Source organism: Pedobacter sp. 01N310 (assembly GCF_056399805.1).
In genome coordinates this window covers 146,095-158,967 of record NZ_JBFTSB010000009.1, presented here as the reverse complement: position 1 = coordinate 158,967, position 12,873 = coordinate 146,095, and the positions used below count along the sequence as shown (strand labels likewise).

At 40.1% G+C, this 12,873-nt stretch carries 7 protein-coding genes; 1 reads left to right on the top strand and 6 read right to left on the bottom strand.

Translation table 11 applies throughout. From position 1 onward, the window contains the following. Positions 1-23 precede the first annotated feature (23 nt). The gene (locus AC1DNH_RS18210; protein WP_477584287.1) at positions 24-1,694 is read left to right on the top strand and encodes a GH39 family glycosyl hydrolase; all 1,671 of its coding nucleotides are present in this window, start codon (positions 24-26) and stop codon (positions 1,692-1,694) included. Between the two features lie 468 nt (positions 1,695-2,162). Here the strand turns inward: AC1DNH_RS18210 and AC1DNH_RS18205 are convergent, their stop codons facing one another. The 6 genes from AC1DNH_RS18205 to AC1DNH_RS18180 form a co-directional block, all read right to left on the bottom strand. After that, positions 2,163-3,416 (bottom strand): glycoside hydrolase family 28 protein, encoded by a 1,254-nt coding sequence (locus tag AC1DNH_RS18205; protein WP_477625557.1) that lies wholly within the window; start codon positions 3,414-3,416, stop codon positions 2,163-2,165. Between the two features lie 62 nt (positions 3,417-3,478). Beyond that, on the bottom strand, positions 3,479-6,250 hold the full coding sequence (locus tag AC1DNH_RS18200; RefSeq protein ID WP_477625556.1) for a glycosyl hydrolase: 2,772 nt from the start codon (positions 6,248-6,250) through the stop codon (positions 3,479-3,481). Positions 6,251-6,254: 4 nt separating this feature from the next. After that, positions 6,255-6,563 carry an L-rhamnose mutarotase gene (rhaM, locus tag AC1DNH_RS18195; protein ID WP_477585212.1) on the bottom strand — a complete coding sequence of 103 codons (309 nt, stop codon included), beginning with the start codon at positions 6,561-6,563 and terminating at the stop codon, positions 6,255-6,257. 208 nt (positions 6,564-6,771) lie between these two features. Further along, the gene (locus AC1DNH_RS18190; RefSeq protein WP_477610741.1) at positions 6,772-9,225 is read right to left on the bottom strand and encodes a glycoside hydrolase family 31 protein; all 2,454 of its coding nucleotides are present in this window, start codon (positions 9,223-9,225) and stop codon (positions 6,772-6,774) included. A gap of 2 nt (positions 9,226-9,227) precedes the next feature. Continuing rightward, the gene (locus AC1DNH_RS18185) at positions 9,228-11,729 is read right to left on the bottom strand and encodes a glycosyl hydrolase 115 family protein (protein WP_477625555.1); all 2,502 of its coding nucleotides are present in this window, start codon (positions 11,727-11,729) and stop codon (positions 9,228-9,230) included. A 5-nt stretch (positions 11,730-11,734) separates the two neighbouring features. Then, entirely contained in the window at positions 11,735-12,862 is a 1,128-nt protein-coding gene (locus AC1DNH_RS18180) for a glycoside hydrolase family 88/105 protein (protein ID WP_477581834.1), read from the bottom strand. Positions 12,863-12,873 lie beyond the last annotated feature (11 nt).

Genomic DNA, 12,873 nt, shown 5'->3' with positions numbered 1-12,873 from the left:
TTGACCAAAATAAAAAACACGATATGAAAACATTCAAAAAAGCTTACCTCCTACTCTTTAGCTTAACCGCTTTCATCCATACGGTTAATGCGCAGTCTAAAGCCAGCATCGAGGTTAATTTCGACAAGAATATAGCACCAATGAAACCCATTTGGGCCTGGTTTGGCTACGATGAGCCGAATTACACCTACATGAAAGATGGACAGAAGTTATTGACCGAGATTTCTAAATTAAGTCCGGTTCCGGTATACGTACGTGCGCATAACTTGCTAACCTCTGGCGATGGCACTCCTGCTTTAAAATGGGGATCGACGAATGCCTATACTGAAGATGCCAAAGGTAATCCGGTTTACAACTGGAAAATTGTTGATCAGATTTTCGATACTTACGTAAAAAGAGGCATGAAACCTTTGGCTCAAATAGGCTTTATGCCTGAGGCACTTTCAACCAAACCTCAACCTTATCAACACAAATGGAAGCCTGGCGCCCGGTATGATGAAATTTTAACCGGCTGGGCCTATCCGCCAAAAGATTACAAAAAGTGGGGCAATTTGGTTTACGAATGGGTAAAACATTGTGTAGCACGATATGGCAAGGCTGAGGTAGAAAGCTGGTACTGGGAAGTGTGGAACGAGCCTGATGGCGCTTATTGGAAAGGTACACAGGCCGAATTCTTTAAACTTTACGATTACGCTGCCGATGGACTAAAACGTGCCCTACCTACCGCGAAAATTGGTGGTGCCAACGTAACAGGCGGTGGAACGAAGTACCTGGATGCCTTTATCAAACATTGTTTAAACGATACCAATTATGTAACGGGCAAAATCGGTTCGCCTTTAGATGCTGTTCTTTTTCATGCTAAAGGCTCGCCAAGGGTGGTTAATGGAACCGTAGTGATGAATGTAAGGGCACAGCTCCGCAATATTGATGGAAATTATAAGATCATCAGTAAATACCCTCAACTTAAAAATATCCCTGTAATTATCGGCGAATCCGATCCTGAAGGCTGTGCAGCCTGTGGCATGAGTACCAATCCTGAAAATGCCTACCGAAACGGCACCATGTATTCGAGCTATACCGCAGCCTCTTTTGCCCGGCTTTACGAACTTACAGATAAATATAAAATCAACCTGTTGGGCGCTGTTACCTGGTCGTTCGAATTTGAAAACCAGCCTTGGTTTGCAGGTTTTAGGGATTTAGCCACCAATGGCGTTGATAAACCTGTTTTAAATGTATTCAGGATGTTTGGCCAGATGAAAGGGAACCGTGTTGAGGCCACAAGTAACCGCATGTACAATTTAAATTCTATTTTAGATTCGAGCATCAGAAAACCACAAACAGACATAGGTGTTTTAGCCACTAAAGCCGAGAAAACCGCTGCTGTTATGTTATGGAATTACCATGATGAGGATAAAGCGGATTCAAAAGATGTTGTTTCCATCTTGTTGAATAAATTGCCTGTAAAAATGATAACTGTCAAAGAATATCGCATTGATACCGAAAATAGCAATTCTTATTCAGAATGGAAAAAAATGGGTTCACCCCAAAATCCAGATGCGAAACAAATTGCAGCATTAGAAAAATCAGGCCAGCTTAAAATGATTGGTAAACCCAGAAAATTTGACACCACGGGTGGTGCTTTTGAAATGGAATTAGCCAGACAAGGAGTAGCTTTGTTGAAATTGGATTGGTAGCATTTAGCTTTTTTTGCCACGGAAACACTGAAAGCAGGAAAATAAAGAAGTATTTTTCTCTTGGTCGGCGGCTCACCGAACAAAACAATCATTTATAACGATGTAAATCGTAATGCTATTTATGCGCTCGTTTGGAAACGAGCGCAAGCAATAATAAAAGTTGCCGTGGTCTGTGTCTCCACAGACCACCTAAATATAATTTTTTCGTTCTGTGAGGACACAGACCGGGGATAAGGAAATGGCAGTTACAGGTGGATCGTCATTCCCAACTTGATTGGGAACCACGGAGTGCTCATGAATGCCTATGAATAAAAAGAAAACTTATGAATAATCTTAACGTTTTAGCTAGGTTTATATGTTGCATTAAGATTCCCGCCTGCGCGGGAATGACGACCGTTCTTTGCAATCTGTCACCTCAATCGTTTAACTTCGAAGCCCAATATCATTAACTTAAGAATAAGTGTTAGATTAAGGTTTAACGACCAAAGGTGCTCCATTTACCATTACGTTCTCAATTTTAACATCCTGATACCTGTTTTTCAGAAAAGGTGTTTTTGTAGTTACTTCCAAATCTTTAAAAAGAAAACCAGATACCTTATCTTCAGGATTCCCATCCATTTCGCCGAATTTTGTTGCTTCTACTTTAATGTTTGAGATCTTGATGTTTCTAATCGTACCAAATGGTTTTGCGGTGCTACCGGCCAAATCGAAAAACTGTTTCCAGGGATTTAAGTCGATAATTGCGCCGCATTTTCCTGTAATGTTTTCTACCGTAATATTTTCGTAAAGCTGAAAAGTATCTCCACGCATTTTCATTTTTAAAATCGGGCAGTTATTCTCTACCTTACAGTTTCGCATGGTAATATTGCGTGCATGAATACACTCGCTTCCCATGGTTAAAGTAGCATGTGCTTCGCCAATGGTACAGTTTTCAATTAAAATATCTTCAACAATACCATTTTCTGGCAGTTTTTGTGCATCGGGTCCTTTACCACCTTTAATGCAAATAGCATCGTCATTTACAGAGATATAACAATTTCTGATCGTTACTTTTTTACAAAAATCAATGTCAATGCCATCAGTGCTTGGTGCTTTTACTGGCCGAAACGGCGAACGGATATCACAATTCTCAATTAATACATCATTAGATTGGTACAAATGGGTGGTCCAGAATCCAGAATTACGCAATTTTACACCCTTAATATTCACATTATTGCACCCCCAGATAAAAAGTAACCGCGGACGGCTTACTTCCAGGTTTGTAGATTCTCTTCCTAATTTTTTAAGCGAATCGCGATGCGCCCAAAATGTTTTCCAGAATTTAAGGCCATTTCCATCAATAGTTCCCGGACCTGAAATACTAAAACCATCTACTTTTGTCGCATTAATTAATGCAGCAAAGTATTTAAGGCTCCTCCCTTCCATACGCGACGGAATAAAAGGGTAATCTTTTATGTTATCAGATCCTTTAAGTACAGCACCTTCTTGTAACAACAGCTTCGTTTTAGGCTTAAAAAAGAGTGCTCCACTAAGATAAACACCTTTAGGGATTACAATCGTTCCTCCTCCTTTTTGATAAGCTTTATCTATTACACTTTGAATGGCTTTGGTATTCAGTTTGGTGCTATCTGCACTAACACCAAATTTTGTGATGACATAATCTTGAGCCATGGCATTTATACCAACGGCGGTAAACAAAGCGAGTATAATGAGTTTTTTCATGATAAAATGCATATTGATTTGTACAAAGCAAGATTTGCGCCTGCGGGAATAACAGTATACGATTAATTAAAAGCTGTGATGCTTACCGGGCCGATTAAGCCTGAAGGCATTACATTCCAGTTTGATGCATCAAAATCCTTATAGTTAATATTTACGAAATTGATTTCGTGATAATTCCGCCATTGGATTTTTTTGATATCCATATCGCGGATGCGGTTCGCCATCAGGTTAACCACTTCAATTTTAATGGTATTATGGCCTGCTTTTAAATATTTGCCAACACGGGCCTGAAAAGGGATACTCCATAAAATGCCCACTTCCACACCATTGATCCATACACGTGCACTCTCATCAACCTGGTTCAGGTTTAAAACATATTCTTTGGCCGATTTTGAATTCAGGTTAAAACTTGAGGTATAAACACCAGTACCAGAAAAGGCCTGTAATTTAGGATCGTTTAAAGTAGTCCAGCTTACCAGTTTAGCTAACCGTTGATCTGCAGGAAGCTCCGGTCCACCTTCGGTAAAATGTAAATTCCATGGTTGGTTAAGATTGATCGTATTGGCAGCTTTGTTCAGATAAACCCAAGGTGAGCTGGTTGTTTCATTCTGACCGACCTTTAAAAACAAACTCTCTCCCGATTTAAGTTGTACACGGACCTTTTTATTGCGTACTGCCGCCAAACCCACATTCGAACTTTGTGGATCCATAATTAAAACCCGTCCTTCTTCATTTAAGGACAGTTCAGTATCAATATCTTTAGCGGTGTGGTTTATCAGATAATAATATTTACCAGTTGTTGTTTTCCTTCTGATAAACTGTAGTCCGCTATCGGTTAAAGTTTCTCTGTTAACGCCGATTGCATTTAATGCTTTTTGCACATCGTTAGCCAATAAAATCACTCCTGCCCCAACTTTAAACTGTTTAATACCATCTGCTCCGTCTGTAAAAATCAATTTAGCCAAGGTTGCTTTTAGCTGTGCTCTGCGGGTTTCCAGGTTGTTTAAACCTGGAACATCTTTAGGTAATGCCTGAAAAATGACTTTTGCTCCATTGCTGGCCAGTTTTATCATTTGATCTAGCGTTTCCGGGCTCATCATTTCACATTGCGGAACAATTAACACCTGATATGGCGCAGCGGCCGCGTTGGTACTGATCAATGCTTTGTTAACCGTTGATTGCTTTAACAGTCGATCAGATGCAAAATCAAAAGAATAACCCGATTTAGAAAGTTCTTTTGATAGTTTATAAAAAGCCGTTGGGTGTAACCATTCATCAACATCATGTACTTTTAAGGCCATATCTAAACCTTTAGCCTTGTTCCATACATCATAAATTGGCCAATAGATCAAAAGTTCGTTGTCAGGAGTTCCCGATTGAAGAATGGACTGACAACGGGCTATATAATTGTTTAATCCTTGTGCCTGTGGCCATAAACTGTTGTTCGGATTCATTTCTACCGAGGCATAAAACAGCCATCCCGGCCAGGAAACATTTGCCGGCGAATTGGTGGTTCCATGATAAAAAATATGATTGATTCCTGCCAGGAACAATTGTTCTGCTTCTGGTTTACATTGCGAAAATGAAGTTTTAAAATGCTCGGTTAGCCAGGTAAACGTTTCAGAAGATGCCAGTTTTTTACCGCCTGTATGTGCCGCAGATGATGCAAATTTGCTCATTATCGGATCAGGATCTACGTTGCGGATATCCCCAGCATCACGCCTAAGACCTGGAATCGGGAAGTAACTTGAACCAAAGGTTTCCGTTTCAGGAATATCAACCGCTCCATAAAGATCGAGCAGATTGCCCGGCGAACCATGCGACTGGTTTTTGGTTGCCGATTTAAGCTGATGCGCCCAATTGGTCCAGTTTTGCGTAAAATTATGGAGCAAAAGTTCATCCATAGTTTCGCGATAATCAGATTTTAAACGGGCAATATTTGCATTTGTAGAATCTTTACTGGTTAATTCTTTAATATGAGAGGACAGATCGTAGCCCCTGTTTTTCTTAAATTCCTGAAAGAAAGTTGGTGTCCATGTTGCACCATAAACTTCATAACTATCGTTAAAAAACGACCGAATACCTTGTGGTTTATCTCCAAAAGCATCCGAAAATCTTTTCAGGTAAACATCAACTGCATTTTTATCGAGGTGATCTAAAGTAAAACCTTCACCTCCAGGTGCTGCACGTTTAACCATTTGGCTGGTTTTACCTGCAAAAGCAGCATAAATATCCCAACTCCCACTACCAGGCGACCAATTTAAAGTTCCATCTGCCTGAACTTTAGAAAGCAGGTTGAGCACCTCACCATTATTACCGTAAGCCGTCAAAGCCTGTAACTGCGCGAAATCCTGTTTCGCTTCTTTAACTTTAATGGTTTCTGTTAACTTCTCTCCCCCCTTGAGTTTATATTGTTGGGTAATCAGTTTGGTAGCAGCGTTTTCGGGCTTAATCTGCGGACCGCCAAATGGCCAGCCCGTACCGGTGTTCATATCAACACCCAAGCCTAAAGTATTGGCTTTATTAACCGTATGGTGCAATATATTCACCCACTCTGGCGATAAAAACTGTAAATATTGCTTTTCAAAACCCTTGGCGCCATAAATTGGTGTAATTTCTACACCGCCAAGACCAGCATCTGCGTATTTCTTTAAAACCAGGTTCAAATTCTGTTCGTCTACAGCATTTCCCATCCACCACCAACGTGTCCAGGGTTTCATCTGCTTTTCAATAACAGGCCAACTGCTGGTATTTTTTACAGGCTTTTGTGCTTTAGCCAAACTAAAAATTAATGCACTAAGTAGCAGAACAGAAAAGAATCGTTGTAATTGCATAAATTTAATCTAAATGGAATACCATTTCTAAAGGGAATGTTTTTGGAGAATTATCGGCATTGGTTTCCATAATATCGGCCATGTATGCCCACCATTTTTGCACAATCTGGGTACTGCCTAAATCTTGCGAGGAATTTCCGTTTTGTTGTTGCACCGCAAAAAGTGTATTGGTTTCTTCATCTAAAAAGATAGAATAATCGCTGATCCCATTTTCCTTTAATAAAGTAGATAACTCTGGCCAGATCTCATCATGGCGCTTTTTATATTCTGTTTCAAAACCTGGTTTAAGTTTCATTTTGAATGCAATTTTCATGTTTTCAATTTTATTTTTTTAAGGATTTCAACTATTAGTACTGTCATTCTGAACGCAGTGAAGAATCCCGAACCGATAAGCACTTAAACTGAGTTCTTCATTTACATTCTGGTTCAGTTTTTTAGCTAAACCTGTGTTCTATTTCTTAGATTCTTCACTGCGTTCAGAATGACAAATCTCCGTGGTTCGTGTCTCCACGAACCATCCATTAATTCACTACAAAGCTCAAATCAGCACTATTATCTCCAGTTGATTTGATCCAAAGTATCTTATTTTTTATATCATAAAACCAGCCTTCAGTTTTATCCAATTGATCTGGTGTTTTTAAAACTTTTAATTTAGTACCATTTTCTGAAACAACACTGGGATCTGCCTTTACTATCCAATGTATTTTAGCCAGATATTTATGTTTAGTTGGCTTAAAACTACCTGTTGGTTTAGCCACTTTCAGCGTTAAATCCGATGCTGTTAATGAGGAAGTAATCTTGGTTAATGCAAAGTTCCCTGTTTTGTATGCAGCGCTTAAATTGTCGTCTTCGTACATATCATATTTAGATGCTCCATAAGGAAAAACATCCAGGGTAATCACATCAACTGGTTTTTCGCCACTGTAGGCCATTTCTGGCTGCATCGGAATAATGCTTCCCGCCTTTACAAACAAAGGAATGGTATCTAAAGGTGCTACCACATGGTGATAACTTTTGCCTTCGTATTTTTCGTTTGTCCAGTAGTTAAACCAGGTACCTTCCGGTAAATAAACCGAACGGGTAATGGCGCCTTTGGTGGTTACCGGGGCAACCATTAAATTGTCGCCAAACATATACTGATCGCCTATTTCGTATACATTTTCATCATCCTGATGGTTGAGTACCAAAGCCCTCATCATCGGCAAACCTGTTTCGTATTGCTGATGCATACTAGTATACATATAAGGGAATAAACGGTAACGCAACAGATCGTATTTTTTGAAATTACGCAAAGCATCTTCACCATATTTCCAGGGTTCTTTATAACCAGGGTGATCCATCCCAAAAACAAGTGCAATTGGACTGAACATCCCAAATTGCACCCAACGGATATACAGCTCCGGATCGGCCTGATGTTCGAAACCGCCCATACAATGCGCCCATGAACCTACACCCGAAAGACCAACATTTAATCCAGCTTTAATTACCGGAGCAAAGTATTGCCATTCACTTGGCCAATCGCCTGCAAAAATATATGGATAACGTTGAATGCCCGAATAACCTTCCCGGGTTTGATTTAATCCCCTAAAACCATTAAACTTTTCGAACTCCAAAAACGGTGCTTTGGCATAGGCTATTGGAAAAAGATTGTGCAAACGTTCTGCATCTTTTCCTGTCGGACCAACTTTTTCACTCTCATTTGCCAATGATCCAAACGCACTTCCTTCATCAGTTTTCAGAAATTTTGCCCCCAATTTTGCTACCCGCATCACGCCATTATCCCACCACCATTGCGTAGCCTTCTCATCGAAAAAGTTTACAAATTCGCCGGGTTTACCATTTTCGGGATAAGTATAACCCTGCGCTCTGGCCTGATCTAACAGGTTTAACTTTTTGGCATTATCAAACCGTGGACGCAGGTGCAATCCAACCATTTTATAGTTCAGGGCATAAAGGCTATCGAACATTGATTTTGGATCTTTAAAGGTTTCTCTCCATTCGAAAGAAGTTGCACCTTTACCTCCATTTTCACCAAATAAACGCCAGGTAGAATCTAACCAAAGCAGATCAACCGGAATACCTAACGACCGGTATTTTTTTGCCAGCTCAACCACATAATGATCTGAAGTTTGTGCCTCATGGCCCCATGTACCACCACTGTACGTACCTGCATGTAAGCCTAAAGCAAACTGTGGCAACATCGGCGATTTGCCTGTAATACTGGTATAATGATCTAAAATAGCTGGAAAAGTTGGCCCGTACATGAAATAATAATCCAATTCTCCATCAGCGGCTTTAAAACTGTACTGATCTTTTTTAGAAGCGCCCATATCCCATTCGGTAGCAAAAGAATTATGCAGAAAAATACCATAACCTTTTGTACTCATAAAAAACGGAACCGGACAATAATTGGCTTCCAGTATATTATAAGCACCAATGGCATGCGGCAAACCTTTTCCACGCCCAACATTTAACATTACTTTTTTAAAGCGGCGATCCATAAAATCCATGCGCTCGCCAAAACCAAAGAAATGCTCGTCGGCCTGCAGCTTTTTAGTTACCCCAACCTGCGTATTTTCTTTATTTACTGATCCATTGACTTCGCTGCTCAGCAATTTACCTTTGACGTCAAAAACATCAATCCTGAAAGGCGCTTTGTATAATTTAATCACCAATTTTGAGGTGGCAAGCAAGAAATGATCTTTTTTATCTGAAACTTTAACCACTACATTAGCCCAGTTGTAATTAATCACCATCAGGTTTTCGTTGGCTTCGAACTTACCGTTCCAACTGGTTCTGATCCTGAAGATTTCTGGTGTACAGAACTCCAATTTCACTTCTCCCTTTGTGGTTAAAAATGAAATGGTATTGCCCGTTTTCTTAAAACCAGATTTATAATCGCCAATGTTTTGTGCCCTGGCGATGGCAAGTATAAAAACTAAGGATAGGACAAAAGCTAAAAGTTTCTTCATCATATTTATTGTATTTCCAACTGGTTAACTACTAAGCCCGGATCGAGCATATAAATTTTCACAGTCGATTTACCTGTTTTATTAATCTCGTGTTTGGTTATGCCCGAAGCGTAACCCTGTAATACATTCTGTTTCCAGATATTATTTTCTGAAGCCGGAGAAATGTTAATTACCTGCGGTTTGTCGTTATTTACCGAAATGGCATAACGCACTTTAATGCCGTTATTAACGCCCTGGGTAGGCAAACATTTCACTTCGATCTGGTGTTCGCCTTGGGTTTTAAAATCAACTTCGTAAATAGTGAGGGCGGCATTTTGAAGCGCTGTTTCCCCGAATGGCTTAAAAGTAAAAGGATAAAGAGAAATCCCATCGCCTCCCAAACCAAGTCCTTTTAGGGTTTGTAAAGATAGCCCCTTTGGCACTGATTTTTCAGCATATTTAGCCGCACCTACAATAATTTTATTTTCAGATTTCTCGGTAATGTCTGATGATTTCGTCGTTACAGCATCGGCCACTTTTGGCATTTTAAAAACGGCTAAATCGCGTGGTTTCCAGCTCATCATTCCGTTCCATTTACCGCCTGCAATTTCTTCATTGTATTTTTCGGTAATCAACTGAATCTGCTCAAAAGCACCCTTCGATTTTTTCGAATAACTTAAAGCCGATTGATCGCCGTTTGCGGCTAAAACCAGACTTTTCTTTGCATATAAAATCTTCTGGTTCATCAGCATGGCACCTTCAACAGGATACAGGATTAATTCAAAAAAGGCATCTTTTAAACGTGCTGGCATCTGATTATTTAAACTTTTGGCCTGATCATAAATCTTTTGATATGCAGCCAAACGTTCTTCGGCCTGGGCATCGGTAAAACTAACACTGGCCATGTGCTCAGGTTTAGCGGCTTGTGCCAAGCGATAATAAATTGCTTTTATTTCGGCAATGGGTTTTGCAAATTCAGTACCGAAAGTCTCAGCAGCCCAGCTTTCGGCATATTTATCCGCATTTTCGGGTTTCCATTGGTTTACATTCCAGGCCAAATCCATGGCAAACTGCGTTTCCATCTCGGCAGGCTTAATATCACCCACATTTATAACCCAAAGTCGGTCGGCTTTATACTGGTAAGCTTTGCTTAACTCGTACGAAATTAATGATGGAGAAATTGAAGAAAGCCACAAATAATCTTGTGGAGCACCCCAATAAGAAATATGGTAGTACACCCCGCTTCCACCCGAGCGCTTTTGCTCTTCAGGGTTCGAAAGCTGGCGGATATAACCATGGTTATCATCAGCCCAAACAATGGTCACATCATCAGGCAGTTTTAATCCGGCCTGATACAAGGAAAGCACCTCTTTGTAAGGGCAAAAAATCTGTGGGATAGAACTTATGGGTTTAGTAATATTCTTACTGAGAATGGTACGCTGATCTGCAATTACCTCACCCAACAATTTCACTTTTTCATTTTTATCTTTCGGTCCGGGCATGCTGCCATCATGGATACCACGCATCCCCACAGTATAAATTGATTCGTAATTTTTTGCCTGTTTTACACGGTCGGTCCAATAGTTTGCAATTTCATTTTTATTCAGATCGTAGCGCCATTCGCCTGGTTTTTTACCATATTCGTGCTCGAAATTCTCAGCCCATTCGAAAACATTGTTCCGTAGCATCGGCTCACAATGACTCGAACCTAAAACAATGGCATATTTATCGGCCATTATGGGATTATTGGCATAATGATAAAATGCTTTGGTTGAAGGATGCATCCCCGGCCAGATATAGTTAGCTTTTAGCCTAAGTAGCAGCTCGAATATTTTAGTATAAGTTTTTGGGCCGATATCTTTCACATCGGTATCCATCATTTTAGCAGCCCAGGGTTGGATGCCCCAATCTTCATCATTGATAAAAATACCGCGGTATTTAACCGATGGCGATTCTACCAAAGGCTGACCAGCTTTTACGTATAACGATTTTTTTGTTGCCGGTTTCACATCAGCCCACCAACAAAGCGGCGATACACCAAGCATCCGCGAAAGTTGAAAAACACCATAAGCAGTCCCACGTCTATCGCTACCAGCAATCACCAAGGCCCTTTTTACTCCTTTTAAAGGATTTTCAATCACTGAAATAGAAAAAGTTTCCCATTTACCGGATAAAGCAATCCTGTTTATTTTCCCACTTTTAATTAATTGATCTATGTAAAACGACTGCCCTACAGTACCAATAATAATGGGATAAGCACTTAAAACAGGGTTATTTTTCAAAACCTGACTTGTTGCTCCCGTTATTAAGTGAATATCACCCTTAAAAGCCTCAGCAGCGATCCCAACAACTTCAGCATCATTTTCATCGATATAAATTGAGGCTGCTTTTCCTCCACCCACAATCGGGAAGGATGAAACACTGTTAATTTCAGAAACGGCAATGCCTATCCTTTGTGCTGTACTTTGTTTGGGCAGCAAGAACAACAACATCAATACCGATAAGCCAGCTAGATTTCTGAAATTCATTTTAATTACTTTTTAAGCTTGTATACCTCTGTTCCGGCCAATAAGAAACAACCCAAACCATAATCTTCAAAATCGGGAACGCTGGTATAACTTACCGGCTGTCCGTCTTTTGGCTCTTTCCCAGTTCCTTGCATATAACCAATAAAACCATTTTTTTGAACAGCATCTTTCGTCATAGCGTTCCAGGCTTTAGTGATGATCGGCAGGTAAGTAGCCTTATCTAAAATACCCTGATTTACACCCCAGGCCATACCATATACAAACAAAGCAGTGCCCGAAGTTTCTTTACCACCAAAATGTGTCGCATCATGTAAACTTACATTCCAAAAACCATCAGTGCGTTGGATTGGCACCAAAGCTTTGATCATTTCGTGATAGGTTTTTAAATATTCATTGCGGTGAGCTTCATTTTCAGGGGTAATTTCTAACACACGCACCAATGCGGCAATCACCCATCCGTTTCCTCTGGCCCAATAACAATCTTCGCCATTTGGTTCTTTATAAGGGGGCACAAAATCTTTATCGCGCCACCAAAGGCCATCTTTGGCATTGTACAAACCACCACCTTCAGTATTTTTGGAATGCATATACATTTTGTACATGTAATTGTAGTAGGCGGTATCGTTGTATAACTTACCCAGTTTGGCAAAAACAGGCATTCCCATTTGGATCGCATCAATCCATGTCCAATCGTTTACCTTGCCCGATTTGATTACCAGATCAATAGAAGCTTTAATGTCTTTAATGCGTTCGGGTTGTTTATCAATCAGGTAAAGATCGATATAGGTCTGCCCACAGGCCTGGTCATCAGCATTTTTTGTAGTAATACCATTTCTTAAACCCCAGTTGTGTTTTTGGCCCCATTGAACGGCATAATCGTAATATTCTTTTTCCTGATGGATTTTATAAAGATTCATCAATCCTTCGTAATATACTGCCCTTGTCCAGATATTGCTTGGGCGCTCTCTGTTGGTTATGATTGATTTCCCGGCATCAGGCCACTTATTCATAAAATAAGCATTAGTTGATTTCAATACTTTTAAAACCTCTTTTTTATTAGGGATTTTCTGTGCCAAAAGCAGTTGGACAGATATGCCGAACAGTATAACGGAGCTGAATATAAATTTCTTCATGTTGGTATTTC